Here is a 17,299-nt window from a genome sequence, read left to right on the forward strand (position 1 = left end):
GCACCTCCGCAGGCGACACCGAACTCCCGGACCAAAGGCAGTTCGTCATCGAGGACGAAGGGCGCGTGGTAGATCGCTGAAAGGCTCCTTGGAGCAGGTCGAACGAGCGACAAGGAGATCACGTATGTGGAAGAGGTCCGTCGTGGCGATGGCGGCGGCACTGGCCGTGCTGCCCACTAGCCCAGCGGTGGGTGCACGACGACGGGCGCGTCGACGCGGGCGCCAACCTCGACGGCATCATGCTCGGCCAGGTCGCCCGAAGCGGCGTCACCAAGCCGTTCCTGCAGGTGGCGGGGCAGACGACCACCAGGGCGAGCGAGCCTACCTGGAAGAGCTTCTGGCAGGCCTCCACCGGCTGGAAGCGCGAGGTGCGCTTCACGGGAGTGCAGCACTTCTCCTTCTTCGACCTCCAGGCGATCTTCCCCCAGCTGGCGGGGAAGCTGCCGAACGTGCCCGTCACCGACATGATCGGGACGATCGACCCGGCCCGCTCGATCGCCGCTCAGCGCGCCTATCTCACCGCCTTCTTCGACCAGTGGCTGCGCGGACGGCACAGCCCCCTCTTCGACGGCCCCAGCCAGGCCTATCCCGAGGTGAAGCTCATCCCGTGAGTGCAACCTGGGTTGCACACGGATCTCCGCCTCCAGGCGGAAGCCGGGCGTGAGATCGTTTCCTACCGTTGACCGTGTGCTCGCCCGCCACCAGGACACCCTCGTCATCGCATTGCTGGCGCTGTGCTGCCTGATCCAGATCAGGTACCTCAGCACCGGCGCGGACAACGCCTGGGCCACGCTCAGCCTGCACGCGGCGCTGCTGGTTCCGCTCGCGTGGCGCCGCCGCCACCCGGTCGCCGTCTTCGCGATCGTAGCGCTGGCAAGCCTCATCGGGTGGCTGGCGGGCTTCGCCCTGCTCGCCGCCAACGGCGCGGTCCTGATCGCGATGTACGGCGTGGCCGCACTCAGCCGGCTACGCTGGGCGATCGCCGCCGGAGCCGTCGCCGAGTTCGGCATCGCGCTCCTGGTGATCCGGCCGAACGCCTCGCTCGCCGTGCTGGCGAAGGAGTACGCCGCCTTCTCCGTCTTCGTCGTGGCGATCTGGATCGCCGGCATCCAGGCCGGCACCCGCCGGCGCTACGTCGCCAGCCTGGTGGAGCAGACGAGACAGCAGACCCTCATCGCGGCGGCGGCCGAGCGCGCGCGGATCGCCCGCGAGCTGCACGACGTGGTCGCGCACGACGTGAGCGTGATCGTCCTGCACGCCGACGGCGCCGGGTACGCCCTGCGCACCGAACCCGATGTGGCCGACCAGGCGCTCCGGACCATCGCGGATACAGGCCGGCGCGCGCTCGCCGAGATGCGGCGGCTCGTCGGCCTGCTCCGCGACGACGCCGACTCGCGGGAACCCTGCGCACCCCAGCCCGGACTGGCAGGACTCACCGAACTCGTCGAGCAGGCCCGCGCGTCGGGACTGCCGGTCGAGCTCACCCTGCGCGGCCCCACCCCGTCGCTGCCTGAAGGGCAACAGCTCGCGATCTACCGGATCGTCCAGGAGGCGCTGACCAACGCCCTCAAACACGGCGGAGCCGGCACGCGTGCCCGCGTCGAAGTCGACTTCCGTCCCGGCGAGGTCAGGATCGACATCGCCGACGACGGCCAAGGGGCGCCCAAGGTCCTCATCCTCACGACCTTCGACCTGGACGAGTACGCCTTCGCCGCGATCAAGGCCGGAGCCTCGAGCTTCCTGCTCAAGGACGTGCCCGCGGCAGACCTGTTCAGCGCCATCAGGTCCGTGCACGCGGGCGACGCCGTCATCGCACCGAGCGCCACCCGGCGGCTCCTCGAACGCTTCGCCGTACACCTCCCGGACGGCAGCCCCAGGCCGGAACCTGACAACCTCACCGCACGAGAACAGGAGGTACTCCTGCACGTGGCACGCGGCCTGTCGAACGCCGACATCGCCCAGCACCTGCGCCTCGCGGAGGCGACGGTGAAATCACACCTCAACCGCATCATGGCCAAACTCGGCATCCACGGTCGCGCCCAGGCCGTCGTCTACGCCTACGAGAGCGGCCTGGTCACCCCGGCCGACCAGCGGAAAGGACCTTAGGGGTTCATGCCCGAGTCCAGCCAGTTCTGGAAGGTCGCCACATCGCCTTCGCCCCAGGCGCCGTCGCAGGGCATCTCGCCGTTGATCAGTTTGTCGAGGATCCTCTGGCCGTTGTGCCAGACATCGTCATAGGACCATAGATCAAAGTGGCCGAGCATGGCCTGCCGGTCCTTGTCCCGGAAAAGCGGCTTGATGTCGGTGGCGAAGCTGGGTGCTGTTTCCATGCCAGAGGTTGTTTCCGGACTCCGAGCGCAGGCAAACATCCAGATGAACGGGTGCGGGCCACATCGACGCCCACGACCTGCGCTGGGATAATGGCCTGACCTCCACGGGGGGAGGCCGAAGATGAACCGACCGACGCGCGTCCTCATCGTGGGCGGCGGGTACGTCGGCATGTACACGGCGTTGGGCATCCAGCGGAAGCTGCCGCCCGGCCGGGCCGAGATCACCGTCGTCGACCCGCACTCGAACATGACCTACCAGCCGTTCCTGCCAGAGGCGGCGGCCGGATCGGTCGAGCCGCGGCACGTGGTGGTCTCGCTGCGCCGGGTGCTGCGCCGGTGCCGGGTGCTGACCGCCGCGGTCACCCGGGTGGAGCACGCGCGGCGGATCGCGACGGTGCAGCCCGTCGAGGGCGAGCCGTACGAGATTCCCTACGACCTGCTGGTGATGTGCCCGGGCTCGGTGTCGCGGCTGTTGCCGATCCCGGGCCTGGCCGACCACGGCATCGGCTTCAAGACGATCGGCGAGGCGATCTACCTGCGCAACCATGTCCTGTCCCGGCTGTACCTGGCCGCGTCGACCCCGGAGCCGCGGATACGCCGGCGTGCGCTGACGTTCGTGTTCGTCGGCGGCGGTTATGCGGGCGTGGAGGCGATCGCCGAGCTGGAGGACATGGCCAGGTACGCGCTGCGGACCGTCGACGGCGTCGAACCGCGTGACATGCGCTGGGTCCTGGTCGAGGCCGCGACTAGGATCATGCCCGAGGTGTCGCCGTCGCTGGCCGCCTACACCGCGCAACGGCTGGCCGAGCGGGACATCGACGTGCGGCTGTCGACCCGGCTGGACTCGGCTACCGGTGGGCGGCTCGTGCTCAGCGACGGCGAGACGTTCGACGCCGACACACTGGTGTGGACGGCGGGCGTGAAGGCCAACCCGATGCTGAGCGAGACCGACCTGCCGCTGGATGGCAAGGGCCGGCTGCCCTGTCACGCCGACCTGACCGTCCGCGGCGTCGAGGGGGTGTTCGCGGCCGGCGACTGCGCCGCCGTACCCGACCTGTCGAAGATCGCCCAGGACCCGGACGCGCTGTGCGCGCCGAGCGCTCAGCACGCGGTACGGCAGGCCAGGCGGCTGAGCGCCAACCTCGTCGCGACGGTGTACGGCCGGCCGCGCGAGAACTACGTGCACGCGTACGCGGGCTCCGTCGCCTCGCTGGGCCTCTACCGGGGCGTGGCGGAGATCTACGGGATCAAGCTGCGCGGGATCCTCGCCTGGTTCATGCACCGGACCTACCACGTGTCCCGGATGCCGACGTTCAACCGGAAGGTGCGCGTGCTGGCCGACTGGACCGCGGCGCTCTTCTTCCACCGCGAGGTCGTCGCGCTCGGCCAGCTGCAGCGGCCACGCACCGAGTTCGAGGTCGCCGCCGGCAAGTACGAACTACCCTGAGCCCGCCGCGCCGTGCCTGAAGCCGGCTCCGGGCTCCCAGGAACCCCGCCGGTTACTCTGACCTTGTTCTTCTCCATGATCGACGGGAGCCACATGGTCACGACACAGCCCGTGGTACGGCCGCCCGCGAGGGCTGCCATGTTCGTGGTCGTCACCGTGGCACCCGGCGGCGAGACGGCCGTCCGAGCCGGGCTCCAGGACCTGCCCGGCCTCGCCCGGTCGGTGGCGTTCCGCGCCCCCGACGACGAGCTCACCTGTGCCGTCGGCTTCAGCTCCGCAGGCTGGCCCCGGCTGTTCGACGGCCGGCAGCCGCGCGAGCTGCACCCCTTCCAGCCCCTGCACGGCCCCCGCCACCAGGCGCCGGCCACCCCGGGCGATCTTCTCTTCCACCTGCGTGCCCGGCGCATGGACCTCTGCTTCGAGCTGGGACGGCTGATCGTCGAGCGGTTGGGCGCCGCCGTGACCGTCGTCGACGAGGTGCACGGGTTCAAGTTCTTCGACGAGCGCGACCTGCTCGGGTTCGTCGACGGCAGCGAGAGCCCGATGGGCCAGGCGGCGGCCGAGGCCGTGTTCGTCGGCGACGAGGACCCGCCGTTCCGCGGCGGCAGCTACGTGATCGTGCAGAAGTACCTGCACGACCTGGCGGCCTGGCAGTCGCTGACCGTCGAGGAGCAGGAACGCGTCATCGGGCGCACCAAGCTGGCCAACGTCGAACTCCCCGACGGCGTCAAACCCGCCAACTCCCACGTCGCGCTCAACACCATCATCGAGGACGGCGTCGAGCGGCAGATCGTGCGCGAGAACATGCCGTTCGGAAGCATCGGCCGAGGTGAGTTCGGCACCTACTTCATCGGCTACGCGCGCACGCCCGCGGTGACCGAGAAGATGCTGCGCAACATGTTCATCGGCGACCCCCCAGGCAACACCGACCGCATCCTCGACTTCTCCACCGCCGTCACCGGCGGCTTGTTCTTCGTGCCGAGCGCCGACTTCCTCGACGACCTCGACGCGCCGTCCACCGACGCCGCCGGAACCACCGGGTCGCTGAGCATCGGCAGCCTCAAAGGAGCCTGAACGCCATGACCATGCCAGCCAACAACCTGCACCGCGAGCTCGCCCCGATCACGCAGGAAGCCTGGGCGGAGATCGAGGAGGAGGCCCGCCGTACCTTCCGGCGGCATGTCGCGGGACGCCGCGTCGTCGACGTCCCCGACCCGGCCGGACCGCAGCTGGCCGCAGTCGGCACCGGGCACCTGTCCGACATCGAGTCGCCCGCGCCCCACGTCACGGCCCAGCTGCGTCAGGTGCAGCCGCTGGTCGAGCTGCGGGTGGAGTTCACCGTCAGCAGGGCGGCCGTGGACGACGTCGAGCGCGGCTCCAAGGACTCCGACTGGCAGTCGGTCAAGGACGCGGCTCGTGCCATGGCCTTCGCGGAAGACCGGACCGTCTTCGACGGGTACGGCGCCGCGGGCATCGACGGGCTGCGCGCACGAAGCTCCAACCCGGTGCTCAGCCTGCCGTCCGAGCCCCGCGACTACCCTGACACGGTCAGCCAGGCCCTGTCGTCGCTGCGGCTGGCCGGCGTGGACGGGCCGTACGCTCTCCTGCTCGGAGCCGACGCCTACACCGCGGTCAGCGAGACCTCCGACCACGGCTACCCCATCGCGGCCCACCTGACCAGGATCCTGGACGGCAAGCCGATCTGGGCACCGGCTCTCCACGGCGCCTTCGTGCTGTCCACCCGCGGTGGCGACTTCGAGCTGCGGCTCGGCCAGGACCTGGCGATCGGCTACACGGCTCACGACGCGAGCACGATCCAGCTGTACTTCCACCAGACGCTGACGTTCCTGACCTACACCGACGAGGCCGTCGTCGCCCTCCAAGCCTGAACCCGGCCGGCCGGCGGCTACAGGAGGATGCGCCGGCGCCTCGCCCTCTGGGGTGGGACCTGGATCCTGGACAGTTCCCGCATGGCCCGCTGAGCTCCCGTGCTCCTGGCCAGGTGCAACGCCTGGCGGGCCGCCTCGACCGACCGCTCGCGCTCGTGGGCGTCGGCATAGGCATGGGCCGTGCAGGCCAGCGCGTACGCGGCGGCGTACGTCGACGGGACCTTCCCAGGCGCCCCTTCCAGGATGTCGATCGCGTCCCTGGCCCGGCCGAGCGAGACGAGACAGGCGACACACAGGGTGTTGTGCGCCTCGGGTGAGCAGTCGAAGCGGTAGGGCGTGTCGTCCTCCGATTCCGCGAGTGACTGGGCGGACTCCTCCAACCGGCGACGGCACATGTCCAGGTCTCCGGCGAGGGCATGGCCCTGCGCTTCGTGATGCCGCGACAGCGCGTCCATCCGCGGCGGGAGGTGGCCGTGCACGCGAGCGGCGACAGCCAGGTCGACAACGTGGCCCGGGTCGCCCTCCGCGTCGGACAGGCCGCTCCGCTGGGCGAGCGTGTAGGCCTCAAGCAGCGCGTCCGCCGCTTCACGGGCATCGCGGATGGCCTCGTCCGACCAGGCCAGCGCCTCGTCCGGGTCGCCGTTCTCATAGTGCATGCGGCTGATCAGTTCCGCGTTCTCCGCGGCGAGCGTCAGCAGGGCGTGCCTGACGGGGGAACTGGCGTCGCGATGGAATTCCTCGATCCCGGTGAACACGGGGCGCAGGGCATTGATCTGGTCGGCAGGCCGGAGGTCGGCTTGCGTGTAGACGTCGATGATCGCCCTGAAGTACCTGACCGTTCCGTCGTCGGCCCGCCTGGGCTCCTCGATCGCTCGACCGGTGCGCTCCTCCTCCTCGGCCGTGAACATGCCCGGCAGCAGGGGTATGCCGGTCAGGTAGTGCCACAGCGTGGTCCCGGTGGCGTCCCCGACGAACGCCTCCGCCTCGTCCACGCCGAAAGCCCGGCAGAGCAGCTGCGTGTACTGCTCGTCGGGTCGCTGCTCCCCGGACTCCCAGAGCTGAATCATCCGGGCGAGCGTCTCCTGTGCGGGCAGCCGATCACGCTCGGTCTCGTCGGCTGCCTCCGCCATCCGGTTCGCCAGTTCTCGCTGGCTCCACAGCCGTCCGCGGCGCAACACCCGCAGCCGGGCGGCCCAGATCGGAACATCGATGTCGACCATTGGCGTGCCCCCACTGTCCTAGCGACTATCGATCCATTCGTGGCTATTTGTCCCCAGTATCCGCTTTGTGAGTCAACTCGTCAGCCGCGAACCGCCAAAGATGTTCGGATCGGCTCTGTCGCCTTGGAGCTGTAGGTGTATCGCCATGCCGGCTCACCAGAGGTCTGGGTAGTAGCGGGGGCACACGCAGTTCCTGTCGTCCTGTGGCGGGTCCACGACCTGGCCTGCGACCGCAGCCAGCAGCGCCTCGATCGACCTGGCCGAAGCCACCGCGGCGTCCGTGACGCTGTAGTGATCAACGGTGTCGGCCACGCTGATGTTCAGACGGTCGCCGTGCGACCAGACGTGGGCGCGCTGCCCGGCGATCTCCACGTGCCCCGGCTGGCCGATCCCGGGAAAGCGCGGCATGGCGACCGGGAATCGGGAGAACTCGGCCGCGGAATAGGCGACGCCGGGGACCGGCTGCGGATGGTCGGGGCGAAGCCGCCGCACGGGCACGTCGAGTACGGACAGTGTCCGCACGAGGTCCACCTCCGTCTCGACCTGCAGACTGACCAGCAGGTGATCGCCATCATTGGCGTGCCCACCGTACGCGCGGCAGAAGCGGAAGTAGGCCAGCTCGCGCGCCCACGCGCGAAGCCGCGCCGGCGGGTGACACTCGTACAGGTAGTCGGTCCAGCGCTTCCCGTCCACCCGCCGGATCGTATAACGCAGCGCATCGAAGCTCATGCGGCCGTGGCGGGCCGTCGACCTGCTCGTCGGCGCTGTCCCGGCGGGCCGCGACGACGATGAGGGTGCCGCCAGGTGCCACCAGCCGGCCGACGTTGACGATCGCGGTGTGCCGGTGCGGGTCGGGTGGGGTCACCTTCGGCGATCGACCGCGGCCAGCCGAACGCCCTGGGCACCCCAACCGCCGGAGGTGTGCGCCAGGATTGCCGGAATGACCACAGGCCACACAGACTGTGACATCGGGAGGGCGATCCGGCTACCCGGCCGGCGAGATCCACCCGCTGCCGGCTCAGCGCTCGCCGTCTGTGCGGCTCGTCGACTGGGACGAACCCCGGAGGAAGTTCCTGACCTCCTGCTGCTCCGCGCTTTGGCCGCCTTCGATCCTGGCCATCACGTCGGTGAGCCGGTCGCAGACCTGCTTGATGTTCCTGTGAGCCCGGTTCCGCTCGGCGATGACCGCCGCGAGCAGGAGCGCTGTCAGCGCCGCCGACCCGTTGAACGCCTGGAGGGTGACCATGTTGGTGAAGAGATCATGGTCGGCGAACGGGCCGGTACCGCGCGCGGCGGAGAGGATCGCGATCATCGTCACCAGCAGCGCGCACACCACGGCCCCGACGAGCTCGAAGCGCAGAGCCGCCCAGATCAGGAACGGGAAGACGAGGAAGAGCAGGTTGACGGAGCCAGACGTCGCCATCACCGTCACGATGGTGATGCCCACCAGCAGCGCCACCGCCTCCACCCACCGGGACAGCGCGACGCTCGCGGACGACCGGTAGGTGTGGCGGATCACCAGCAGGAGCGGTGTGCACACGAGCACGCCCATCGCGTCTCCGGTCCACCACACCGACCATGTCGGCCAGAACTTGTCCAGTTCCAGCGCGCCGGACAGCACCAGGGCGCCGGTCCCCATGGTGGCGCTCACCAGCATTCCGCCCAAGGCGCCGAGGAACACCAGCGCGAGCGCGTCCCGCAGCCGGTCGAGCGTGGTACGGAAACCCACGCGGGTGAGCAGCAGGTAGGAGCACACCGGAGCGAGGGTGTTCCCCGCGGAGATCACCACGACCGCGAGGGCCGTAGGCCCGATCGGCACGTTGACCAGGAACGCGCCCAGCGTGATTCCCGGCCAGATCCGGAGGCCCATGAGCAGGAGGCAGGCCAGGGCGATGCCCGTGGGGGGCCATAGCGGCGTCACCTGCCCACGGACCAGTTCGTGCTGAAGCCCCAGCTTGGCTGCTGCGAAGTAGGCGCCCGCGACGCCAAGGGTCTGCAGGCACAGAACAGCGAGCCCGCGGAGCCGACTGGTGTCCTCCGACACGCGCGATTCCCGTCTCATTCAGATCGAGGCTCAACTCACCTTATCGCCTCACAGCCCACGGCATAAGAGCTGGTCAGGGGCAGGAGGATCACATCCCCCGAGTACGGATCCGGGGCTCGCTCCCGTGATGTCCGCCGTCGCATGGTTGTGTACGAGGTGTTACGGCGTCCTGGCGTGATCATCCACCTGGCGCCAGAGCACTATCGAGGGGAACCGCATCCATGGCTGAATGGCAGTTGACCGAGACGTTCTCCAGCACATCCGGCGCCGTTCGCTGGGGCCGGCTGGGACATCCCGGCCGGCAGCCAGTCGTCCTTCTGCACGGCACGCCGTTCTCCTCGTATGTCTGGCGCGCCATCGCCCGCGCGCTGGCGCGCGACTATCAGGTGTTCGTCTGGGACATGCCCGGCTACGGGGCATCGGAGAAGGCCGCAGGCCAGGATGTGTCGCTGGCCGCCCAGGGGCGGGTCTTCACTGAACTGCTGGCCCACTGGGGTCTGCGAGAACCGCTCGTGGTCGCCCACGACTTCGGCGGCGCCGTCTCGCTGCGGGCGCATCTGCTGCACGGCGCCCGCTACCAGGCACTCGCCCTGGTCGATCCGGTCGCGCTGGCGCCGTGGGGATCGCCGTTCTTCCGGCTCGTGGGCGAGCACTCCCAGGTCTTCGAACAGCTGCCGCCCGCGCTGCATCGTGCCCTGGTCCGTGAGTACGTCAGTTCCGCCAGCAGCCCCGGCCTGCATCCCGCGGTGCTCGACCGGCTCGTCCAGCCCTGGCTCGGCGATCCCGGTCAGGCGGCCTTCTATCGGCAGATCGCCCAGGCGGACCAGCGTTACACCGACGAGGTCCAGGACCGGTACGCCGAGATCAGCATCCCGACGCTGGTCTGCTGGGGCCAGAACGACACCTGGATCCCCGTGGACAAGGGACGGGAGCTCACCGCCCTGATCCCGGACGCGAAATGGGAGCCGATCGCCGACGCGGGCCACCTCGTCCAGGAGGACGCCCCCGCCGAACTCACAGCCGCCCTCATCGCCTTCCTCCAAGACCCACGCTGACCGGAATCCCGAAATCCAGGAATCAAGCGGGGTCCGTCAGGGTGACGCGCAGAAAGAAACGACTTCCAGAAGGCAACCGGAACGCCCAAGGGTGCAGAATGCGAATTCGCGAGCTCCGATGAGAGGATCACGAAGTATGCGCTCGCGATCGTTCTGGCCGCAAGCGCCACTACAGGTCTCGCCTGCACATGCAGCCGCATTCCAGGACCCAGCGGTTCTACCGGTCCCGGCTGATTGCAGCGGCCACATTGAGGACGTGGACACACACGCCGCGCCAATCTGCGAAAGTACAACAATGACCGGGGATGATAATCGCCACTCTGGCCCCGGGCAAGAGGCTGCACCTCTTCAAAAAGTACTGAAATAATCGCCAACGGCCACGGCGGGTTTGTGAAAGGTCGTTATCTGTGCGGCCACATCTACAACTACCGCGCCACCTGGTGACGGGAAGAATGACCCGGTGAGGGCCGCCTCCAGCGGCCCGGCTCATGCTCACGGAAGCATGAGCCGGCCGGACGTCATCGGGAATCGCGCTAGGGAAGGACGGTCTGCTTCTGCCCGCAGCGGTCGAACTTGAGCTTGTACGGCTTGCTCACGCAGGCCCAGAACTCGATTTTCCCGTGCGCCATGTTCCTGGTCTTCTGTTCGACGCAGTCCTGGTTCTTGTAGTAATTCATGTACTGGTACGAGTGGCCGCCATAGTTAACCCTCGCCATGGCGTAGCGATGGTCGGTGCTGCGATCGCAGATGAGAATCTTGTTGCCGCTCTCCAATGCGACCTCGGCCAGGACGGCGCCATTCCCGTCGGTGATGTAAGCCTCCGGAGTGTTAGCGGCGGCCGCCGAGGCGGCGGTCGCGCCCACCATGGCGAACGCGAGTCCGGCGATAGCGGTGACCATCAGGGCCTTCTGCATTTCATCCTCCTTGTCGGGATCTCGGTACTAATGACTGCGAAAGACGCCGAGAAGTTCACGGAAAATGTCAGAAGGGTCGACGACGCAGGCCCCCAGCCGCGCCAGCACGCGGATGACCGCGGGCAACGAAACGCCCGCCCTCGGTTGAGGGCGGGCGCTTCTCGTTCACGGCGAGCGATCGGCTGAGCCGATCACGGGTCTCGGCGGATCAGGCCGAGCAGGCCGTCTTCCTCATCATTGATGCCGGCGGCGAACCAGAGTGCGTTCCTGCCACCGTTGGACGAGTTACCGCGAATCAGCCCCCACAGACCGTCGATCGAGATGGGGTCGCCGTCCGGATCACGCAGCGGGCCCTGGAAGCGCCCGGTGAACCTGTTGAAGGCGTTGATGCGGCCGTCACCGAAGTTCCCGATGAGCAGGGAGTGGCTGAACTTGCCGAAGTTGCGCGGCGGCAGCGTGACCGCCCACGGCGCGTTCAGCGGACCACGGCTGTGGAAGCGGTGGATGAAGGCGCCCCTGGAGGTGAAGAAGCTGACGAAGCCCAGGCCGGCGCCCTTCACCTCTTCCCCGGGGTCGTCGGGGTCCTGCTTGGCGTAGGTGACGAACACCTTGTGGCCGATCCTCTGGACGTTGAACGGCGAGAACCCCTTGGGAATCTTCGGGTCGACGAAGCTCGGCCTCTTCTGCAGCTTGAAGTTCGTGTTGTACACGTCGACCGTGCCGTGGAAGAAGTCCGCGGCGAGCAGCAGGTTCCGCGTCCTGGTGCGGATCTGGGTCAGGCCCTTGTAGACCGCGTCTTCCTTCGTCGCCCCGACGATGGCGTGGGTCCTGTCCACGTCCGGGTTCCAGCCCTGGATCGTGCCGCTCTCGGTGGCGAACAGGTACTTCGCGGGAGCGGAACGGCCATCGCTGCGGATCCTGAAGTCCCTGGTCTTGTTGAACACCTGGCCGGTCGGGCCGCCCTCGACCTCGACCTCGAGCGGCACCTTCCTGATGGGACCGGCCGAGCCACCGCCCGTGTAGACGAGGGCCAGGTCCGCGTCAGCGGCAGATACCCACAACGCCTTGCCCAGGGACATGCCCCACGGGTTGATCAGGTGCGGATCGGTGATCTGAGCTCTGCCAGGGATGTTGGAGACCAGGTCGATCTCCTCGAACTTGTTTCCGTGCTTCCCGTGATGACGCGGCCACGCCGCGGACTCCGCCGGAACAACGGTCGTGACGCTCATGGTGAGCGCCACCGACCCCAGGACGATGAGACGGGCTGTGCGCCCGATGGACAGTACGGACGCTAGGCGCCCTCGTCTTGCTGCCTGCATGTGACCTCCACCACATGACCACTTATCGCGGTCAGCCAATCACTTTCCGCTGTCAAATCCAACGAACTAGGAGGTCAACACGCCATTCGAGATAGATGGCAATCGGTCGGTCTTGTCCGAAGCCCGGCTGCGCCGGGCATGCCGTACCGCGACGGTTGTCAGACAGGAGCGGCGGGTATGCCCGCGCCAGGGGGGACCACATGGCCGGCGGCACGGAACACGGGCGGCATTTCGCCCCCGCCTGGGCAGCGATCCTGGTATTTGCCGCTCTTGCCTGGATCGTGACGCTGCAGCAGGCGGGTGGCATGGGGGTCGGGCCCGGGACGATGGGCCTGACGTTGCCGATCTTCCTGGCGCTCTGGGTGATCATGATGGCGGCGATGATGCTGCCGTCGGTGGCGCCGGTCGCGCTCGGCTGGGCGCGGGCGATCAGGAGGCGGACGAGCGGGCTCGCGCAGGCGGGGCGGATCGTCCAGTTCCTGCTCGGCTACCTGGTGGTGTGGGCGGCGTTCGGCGCGCTGGTGTTCGGGCTGCTGGCCCTGACGGACCGCTGGCTGGGGGCGGTGCCCGAGGCGGGGCGGTGGATCGGCGCGGCCGCGTTCGCGCTGGCCGGGTTGCAGCAGTTCGGGCCGCTCAAGCGGGTCTGCCTGCGGCACTGCCGTTCGCCGTTCACGCAGTTGCTGCACTACAGCAGGTTCGGCGGGCCGGGGCGGGACTTCCGGGTGGGCGCGCATCACGGGCTCTACTGCGTGGGCTGCTGCTGGGGGCTGATGATCGTGCTGATCCCGCTCGGCGTCATGAACGTCGCGGCGATGGCCGGGCTGGCGGTCCTGATCTTCCTGGAGAAGCTGTGGCGGTACGGCCGCACGCTGGCCACCGTCGCCGGGGTCGCGTTCCTGGTCCTCGCAGCCCTGGCACCCTTCCAGCCCTGGCTGCTGCCGGGGCTGTCGATGCAGGGTTCGTAGTTCGTGTGCTCGCCGTAGCTGGGTTCTGGGGCATGGTCATCTCGCGGACCCGGTGCGCGGGCTCGCGGTCATGACCGAGCTGCGCGGGGACGACTGCGGATAAATCGCGCGCGATGCGGAGGTAGGGTCTGCCAGGGTGAGGCTCATGGATCTCAGTGACGCCACGCAGCTGGCGCGAGCACTAGGCGATCTGATCCGCGACGCCCACCAGACGATCGAGCAGGAGCAGCAGACCCCAGAGCTGGTAGCCCGGGTCATCGGACACCTGGGCTGCGATCTGCGGCACATCGTGAACGTGGTCGAGAACCTGCCCGGCTGGGAGCACGTCAACCTGCAGCGCGGGGTCGACTCCTACCTGGCCGCGCACGGCCGGCAGGGCGAGTGGTTCGGGATCGCCGGGCACGGACGTGAGCACGAGAGCATCGTCAACATGCTGGCCGGCGCCGCCCGCGGCTGGGACCGGTACGAGCCCGGTGCGGTGGACTACAGCACGGCCGCGGTGGGGCCCGACGAGACGACCGAGGTCATCGCGCTCGGGCTGATCCTGGCGCGGTCCCCCGACGGCGCGCCGGTGGTGATCGGGCTGCGCGGGGCTCGGGAGCACACCCCGCAGTGCGAGGTGGTGGTGCTGGCCAAGGAACGAGCCGACGCCACCCGCACCCGCGACGAGATCTCCCGGCGGATGCGCGAGCACGACGTCTACCAGGGCCAGGTGCTGTCGTTCGAGTGGAGCGAGCATCGGGGCAACGACCTGGTGACGTTCCTGCCCCGGCCGCGGCTGGACGCCGGCCAGGTGATCCTGCCGGAGGACGTGCTGGACACGATCGAGCGGCACATCGTGGAGATCGGCGAGCAGGCCGTACGGCTGCGCGAGCACGGGCAGCACCTCAAGCGCGGCCTGCTGCTGCACGGGCCGCCCGGCACGGGCAAGACGCACACCGTCCGCTACCTGATGGGCCGGATGCGCGGCTGCACCGTGATCGTCATGACCGGCTCGGCGATCAGGTACGTCACCCAGGCGGCGGGGCTGGCCAGGCGACTGCAGCCGGCGATCGTCATCCTGGAGGACGTCGACCTGGTCGCCCGCGACCGCTCCTTCACCGAGGACGGCAACCCGCTGCTGTTCTCGCTGCTGGACGCGATGGACGGGGTGGGCGCCGACGCCGACGTGACGTTCGTGCTCACCACCAACCGCGCCGACGTCCTGGAGCGGGCGCTGGCCGACCGTCCGGGACGGGTCGACCTGGCCGTCGAGATCCCCAAGCCCGACGCCGGCGGCAGGGCCGCGCTGCTGCGCCTGTACGCCAGGGACATCCGGCTCGAGGCCGACCTGGAGCCGATCGTGGCCAGGACCGAGGGTGCCACGGCGTCGTTCTTCAAGGAGCTCGTACGGCGAGCCGTCCTGTCGGCCGGCGCCGTCCTCACCGGCGAGCACCTGGGGCGCGCTCTGGACGAGATGCTCGACGAGCGGGCGGCGCTGACCAGGTCCCTGCTCGGCTCGGGCGAGCGCGAGCGCGAACCCGCCCCCTTCATGTGAACTCGGTGCGCGTGCGGGTGCTGGCGACCACCCTGCCGCCCACGACGACGTGCCGCGGCGGGGCGTGCAGAGTGAGCGCCTGCCTGACCGTCCGCCCCTCCAGGACCACGAGGTCGGCAGGGGCGCCGGGGACAAGGCGGTGGACGGGCCGGCCGAGCACGCGGGCGGCCTCCACCGTCACCATGTCGTACAGCCTGTCGAGGTCGGTGCGGGCCTCCAGCAGGTGGGCCGCCAGGAAGGCGACCTCGAGCAGGTTGTGCCGGCCGAAGGGGTAGTAGGCGTCCTCGATGTCGTCCTGCCCGAGCGCCACCGGCACGCCCGCGTCGGCGAGGGTGAAGACGGGCAGGTGGAGCGGCCCGGTGTGCGGGTCGCTGACGAATCCGAGGCCGGCCGCGCGGCACAGCCCGAGCAGCCGGCGCAGGTAGAGCTCGGGGTAGAGCGCCATCGCACGGGCGTGCTGCGCGCTGCCGCGCACGCCCGTGGCCAGCAGCGCCGACGCGAGCATCTCGGTGGTGCGCAGCCCCGGATCGCCGGCGTCGTCGACGAGCATCGCCACCCGCCTCCCCGTACGGCGGGCCAGCTCCACCATCCGGCGCACGTGCTCGGCGGCGTCGGCGTCGGTGTACTCGATCCACGGGATGCCGCCCACGACGTCGGCGCCGAGCCGTACCGCCTCCTCGATCAGCTCTTCGGTGCCGGGGCGGCGCAGCAGCCCATCCTGCGGGAAGGCGACGACGCGGACCTCGACCCGGTCGCGGAACTCCTCGCGCAGCGCCAGCAGGGCTTCCACACCGGTCAGCCCGGCGTCGGGGTCCACGTCGGCGAAGGCCTGGACGGCGCGGACGCCGTGCCGTACGGATTCCAGCAGCGCCCGCCGGGCACGGTCGAGGACCGCGGCGGCCGTCTGGTCGCGTTTGACGGCCGCGGCGGCCTCGATCGCCGCCATCGCCGCGCTCATGCCGCCCTGGGTGTAGGTCTCGACCGCGTGCGGGCCCACCAGGTCGAGCGTGTGCACCTTGCACAGGTGCAGGTGCGCGTCGACGAACGGCTCGGTCACCAGGTTGCCCTCGGCGTCGATGACCGTGTCGGCGTCGGCACCCGCGTCGGGCTCGACCACGGTCAGGACCCCACGGTCGGCCCCCAGCATCCACCGCCCCGGGCGCCCCCGCAGCCCGGCGTTGCGAATGAGCAGCTCCACACGGCCGACCCTACGACGCGAGCTTCCGCGTGACCATGAGGCGGACCTGGCCCGGCTGGGGTTCGTCGGCGTTCCAGATGTGCCAGTCCTCCCCCACCGGGGTGTTCTGCTTGGTGGGATACATGACGTACGGGTTGCCGATAGGAGGGCGGGGGTCGGGAGCGGGCTCGGTGACCAGGTAGGTGACCTTGAGGCCGCGCTTTTCCAGCTCCGGCAGGGCCTCGCCCACGGTCTTCCCGGCGTAGCCCGCCGGCGTGGCAGGCAGCGTCGAGATGTGGTGCGGCGTGTCGTCGGGGACCAGCTCGCAGGGCGCCACCGGGTTCCGCATGAGGATCGTGCTGGTCTCGGTCCAGCCGTAGACGGGGTCGTTCGACAGGGTCCAGACGAAGGTCTGGCCTGGCTTGAACAGCTTGGTGTCGATCCGCATCCGCCAGCCCATCTCGTCGGCGCCGGCGCCGGGAATGTTCGTGGGCGGCTGGTAGAGGCCGCGCGGGATGTCCTCGACGTAGACGCCGCGCGGCTCCTGCGCGCACTTCTTGCCCGCGGGGACGTAGTCCACGACGGCGGGCACGTGGAGGCTCTCGAGCTGCCTGGTCAGCCCGGCCGCGTCGTGGAAGTCGCGCACGGTCACGTACACGATGCCGTCGGAGTCCTTGGTGACGGCGTAGGCGGTGTCTCCGCCGCCCATCGTGGAGACGGTGACCACGCTCGCCCCCACGGTGACCGCCGCCGCGGCGGCCGCGGCCAGGACCAGGCGGCGGCGTGGCCGCCTGGCCGCGCGCTTGGCGACGTACTCCTTCAGCTCGGCGAGCCGGCGCTCTTCGAAACCGGCGAGGGATCCGTTCATGAGGTTCCTTCCAGGATCGGGTGGCCGGTTTCGGCCTGGAGCCGCCGGTGGGCGCGGTGCAGCCGGACCCTGGCGGTGCCGACGCGGATGCGCAGGGCGGCCGCGGCGTCGGCGACCGACAGGCCGTCGACGTCGACCAGCTCGGTCACGGCCCGCAGGCTCGCGGGCAGCCCCGCGAGAGCCGACAGCAGCGGGCGGGCGGCACGTTCCGCGTCGATGCGTTCCTCGAGCCGGGCGATGTCGTCGGCGTCCAGCGGGCGCCGCCCCGCGGCCCTGCCGTTCTTGTGCAGTTCCCTGGCCACCCGGCGCTGCTCGGCGGCCACCGTGTTGCGCGCGATCCCGAACAGCCACGCCTCCTGGCTGCCCCGGTCGGGCCGGTAGGTGTGGGCGGTGTCGATGGCGGCCAGGAAGACCTCGGTGGTGAGGTCGTCCACCGTGTGCGGATCCGTCATCCGGCGGGCCACGAAGCGGCTCACGCGTTCGGCGTGTCTTCGGTAGAAGGTCTCGAACGCCGCGGGATCTCGCATCGTCTGC

Annotated in this window: 17 protein-coding genes; 8 read left to right on the top strand and 9 right to left on the bottom strand. The window is 69.5% G+C overall.

Going from position 1 to position 17,299, the window contains the following annotated elements:
- Positions 1–191 precede the first annotated feature (191 nt).
- Both ACIBHX_RS39420 and ACIBHX_RS39425 read left to right on the top strand, forming a co-directional pair.
- A complete protein-coding gene (locus ACIBHX_RS39420) occupies positions 192–611 on the top strand; it encodes a hypothetical protein (RefSeq protein ID WP_397072567.1) in 420 nt (139 codons plus the stop codon).
- Positions 612–687: 76 nt separating this feature from the next.
- Positions 688–2,106 carry a LuxR C-terminal-related transcriptional regulator gene (locus tag ACIBHX_RS39425; RefSeq protein WP_397072568.1) on the top strand — a complete coding sequence of 473 codons (1,419 nt, stop codon included), beginning with the start codon at positions 688–690 and terminating at the stop codon, positions 2,104–2,106.
- Here the strand turns inward: ACIBHX_RS39425 and ACIBHX_RS39430 are convergent.
- Positions 2,103–2,330, bottom strand: a complete 228-nt coding sequence (locus tag ACIBHX_RS39430) for a hypothetical protein (RefSeq protein ID WP_397072569.1) — start codon at positions 2,328–2,330, stop codon at positions 2,103–2,105. The genes ACIBHX_RS39425 and ACIBHX_RS39430 overlap by 4 nt on opposite strands.
- A gap of 121 nt (positions 2,331–2,451) precedes the next feature.
- On the opposite strand from ACIBHX_RS39430, the gene ACIBHX_RS39435 reads away from it, so the two are divergent.
- The 3 genes from ACIBHX_RS39435 to ACIBHX_RS39445 all read left to right on the top strand — a co-directional run bounded on the left by ACIBHX_RS39435 (position 2,452) and on the right by ACIBHX_RS39445 (position 5,666).
- The gene (locus tag ACIBHX_RS39435) at positions 2,452–3,777 is read left to right on the top strand and encodes an NAD(P)/FAD-dependent oxidoreductase (RefSeq protein ID WP_397072570.1); all 1,326 of its coding nucleotides are present in this window, start codon (positions 2,452–2,454) and stop codon (positions 3,775–3,777) included.
- A 93-nt stretch (positions 3,778–3,870) separates the two neighbouring features.
- Positions 3,871–4,851 (top strand): Dyp-type peroxidase, encoded by a 981-nt coding sequence (locus ACIBHX_RS39440; RefSeq protein ID WP_397072571.1) that lies wholly within the window; start codon positions 3,871–3,873, stop codon positions 4,849–4,851.
- A gap of 5 nt (positions 4,852–4,856) precedes the next feature.
- Entirely contained in the window at positions 4,857–5,666 is an 810-nt protein-coding gene (locus ACIBHX_RS39445) for a family 1 encapsulin nanocompartment shell protein (protein ID WP_397072572.1), read from the top strand.
- A gap of 17 nt (positions 5,667–5,683) precedes the next feature.
- Here ACIBHX_RS39445 and ACIBHX_RS39450 read toward each other — a convergent pair whose 3' ends face one another.
- From ACIBHX_RS39450 to ACIBHX_RS39460, 3 genes are all read right to left on the bottom strand, one after another.
- The gene (locus ACIBHX_RS39450; protein ID WP_397072573.1) at positions 5,684–6,886 is read right to left on the bottom strand and encodes a hypothetical protein; all 1,203 of its coding nucleotides are present in this window, start codon (positions 6,884–6,886) and stop codon (positions 5,684–5,686) included.
- 153 nt (positions 6,887–7,039) lie between these two features.
- Positions 7,040–7,579: a hypothetical protein gene (locus ACIBHX_RS39455; RefSeq protein WP_397072574.1), complete on the bottom strand. Its 540-nt coding sequence runs from the start codon at positions 7,577–7,579 to the stop codon at positions 7,040–7,042.
- Positions 7,580–7,904: 325 nt separating this feature from the next.
- A complete protein-coding gene (locus ACIBHX_RS39460; RefSeq protein WP_397072575.1) occupies positions 7,905–8,948 on the bottom strand; it encodes an MASE1 domain-containing protein in 1,044 nt (347 codons plus the stop codon).
- Between the two features lie 203 nt (positions 8,949–9,151).
- Between ACIBHX_RS39460 and ACIBHX_RS39465 the strand changes: the two genes are divergently transcribed.
- Positions 9,152–9,985: an alpha/beta fold hydrolase gene (locus tag ACIBHX_RS39465; RefSeq protein WP_397072576.1), complete on the top strand. Its 834-nt coding sequence runs from the start codon at positions 9,152–9,154 to the stop codon at positions 9,983–9,985.
- Positions 9,986–10,518: 533 nt separating this feature from the next.
- Here ACIBHX_RS39465 and ACIBHX_RS39470 read toward each other — a convergent pair.
- Together ACIBHX_RS39470 and ACIBHX_RS39475 are read right to left on the bottom strand one after the other, a co-directional pair.
- Positions 10,519–10,899: a hypothetical protein gene (locus tag ACIBHX_RS39470; RefSeq protein ID WP_397072577.1), complete on the bottom strand. Its 381-nt coding sequence runs from the start codon at positions 10,897–10,899 to the stop codon at positions 10,519–10,521.
- Positions 10,900–11,090: 191 nt separating this feature from the next.
- Positions 11,091–12,128 carry a TIGR03118 family protein gene (locus ACIBHX_RS39475; protein ID WP_397072578.1) on the bottom strand — a complete coding sequence of 346 codons (1,038 nt, stop codon included), beginning with the start codon at positions 12,126–12,128 and terminating at the stop codon, positions 11,091–11,093.
- A 290-nt stretch (positions 12,129–12,418) separates the two neighbouring features.
- Between ACIBHX_RS39475 and ACIBHX_RS39480 the strand changes: the two genes are divergently transcribed.
- Both ACIBHX_RS39480 and ACIBHX_RS39485 read left to right on the top strand, forming a co-directional pair.
- Complete coding sequence (locus tag ACIBHX_RS39480; RefSeq protein ID WP_397072579.1) at positions 12,419–13,183, top strand: DUF2182 domain-containing protein; 765 nt, start codon at positions 12,419–12,421, stop codon at positions 13,181–13,183.
- Positions 13,184–13,328: 145 nt separating this feature from the next.
- Positions 13,329–14,720 carry an AAA family ATPase gene (locus tag ACIBHX_RS39485; protein ID WP_397072580.1) on the top strand — a complete coding sequence of 464 codons (1,392 nt, stop codon included), beginning with the start codon at positions 13,329–13,331 and terminating at the stop codon, positions 14,718–14,720.
- Here the strand turns inward: ACIBHX_RS39485 and ACIBHX_RS39490 are convergent.
- The 3 genes from ACIBHX_RS39490 to ACIBHX_RS39500 are packed head-to-tail and all read right to left on the bottom strand — an operon-like array spanning position 14,713 to position 17,292.
- Positions 14,713–15,918 carry an amidohydrolase family protein gene (locus ACIBHX_RS39490; RefSeq protein ID WP_397072581.1) on the bottom strand — a complete coding sequence of 402 codons (1,206 nt, stop codon included), beginning with the start codon at positions 15,916–15,918 and terminating at the stop codon, positions 14,713–14,715. The genes ACIBHX_RS39485 and ACIBHX_RS39490 overlap by 8 nt on opposite strands.
- A gap of 10 nt (positions 15,919–15,928) precedes the next feature.
- Entirely contained in the window at positions 15,929–16,765 is an 837-nt protein-coding gene (locus ACIBHX_RS39495; RefSeq protein ID WP_397072582.1) for a hypothetical protein, read from the bottom strand.
- Positions 16,762–17,292 carry an RNA polymerase sigma factor gene (locus ACIBHX_RS39500; RefSeq protein ID WP_397072583.1) on the bottom strand — a complete coding sequence of 177 codons (531 nt, stop codon included), beginning with the start codon at positions 17,290–17,292 and terminating at the stop codon, positions 16,762–16,764. The genes ACIBHX_RS39495 and ACIBHX_RS39500 overlap by 4 nt, the downstream gene beginning before the upstream one ends.
- Between the last annotated feature and the right edge of the window lie 7 nt (positions 17,293–17,299).

It is taken from the genome of Nonomuraea sp. NPDC050536, assembly GCF_044457685.1.
In the GTDB taxonomy this organism is placed as follows: domain Bacteria; phylum Actinomycetota; class Actinomycetes; order Streptosporangiales; family Streptosporangiaceae; genus Nonomuraea.